Here is a 1034-nt window from a genome sequence, read left to right on the forward strand (position 1 = left end):
CGTTCGGCGACGACCCCGCCGACCGGGTCTACCGCACCGGTGACCTGGGCCGCTGGACGGTCGACGGAACCCTGGCGATCAGCGGCCGCGTCGACGACCAGGTCAAGATCCGTGGCGTGCGGATCCAGCCGGTCGAGGTGGCGGCGGTGCTCAGCGGGCACCCGCAGGTGCGCGAGGCCGCGGTGATCGTCCGTCAGATCGCCGAGCAATCACCCCAGTTGCACGCTTACGTCGTACCGGTGGGCGCCGCGACCCCCGCGTGGCGGCAGGAGCTGCGCGACCTGGTCGCCGCCAGGCTGTCGACGGCCGCCGTGCCGTCCCGGGTGATCGAACTCGCGGCGCTGCCGCTGTCGCCCAACGGCAAGGTGGACCGCGGCGCGCTGCCCGACGTGCCGGAGGCGCACACCGAGCAGGCGGCGCCCGACCGGCGGCCGGCGGGCCCGGCCGAGCAGCGCCTGGCCGCGCTGTGGGCCGAGATCCTCGGCGTACCGGTGGACTCCGTCGCGCGGGACACGCACTTCTTCGAACTCGGCGGCGACTCGCTGAGCATGGTCCGGGTGCTGTCCCGGGTGCGCGGACACTTCGGCGCGGACCTCGGGCTGCAGGAGTTCTTCCGCAACCCCACGGTCGCCGAACTCGCCGACCTCATCGGCCGGACCAGCGACGGGCCGGTCGCGCCGCGGCCGGTGGTCGGGCGCCGGACCGGCACCGGTCCGCTGCCGTTGTCGCACGAGCAGGAGGGCCTCTGGTTCCTGCATCAGCTGGACCCCGCCGGTTTCGCGTACAACATGGCCGGCGCCTTCGAACTCCCGGCGGACACCGAGCTGCTGCGCGTCGAGAAGGCCCTCACCGAGCTGCTGAGCCGGCACGAGGCGCTGCGCACGCTGTTCCGCGCGGACGGCGGCCGCCCCGTGCAGGTGGTGTCGGACAACATCCGGCCCGAGCTGCGCGAGCTGCCACCGGCCGCCGACCGCGCCGCAGCCCTCGCGGCCCTCGCCGAGGAAGCCGCCCGCCCCTTCGACCTGGAGACCGGC

1 protein-coding gene is annotated in these 1034 nt (G+C 74.9%); it reads left to right on the forward strand.

The features are described from left to right. Positions 1 to 1034 (forward strand): condensation domain-containing protein (locus tag IE249_RS28670; protein ID WP_229859450.1); only part of this gene is annotated, 1034 nt, incomplete at both ends.

Source organism: Streptomyces anandii JCM 4720 (genome assembly GCF_014650655.1).
GTDB classification, from domain to species: domain Bacteria; phylum Actinomycetota; class Actinomycetes; order Streptomycetales; family Streptomycetaceae; genus Streptomyces; species Streptomyces anandii.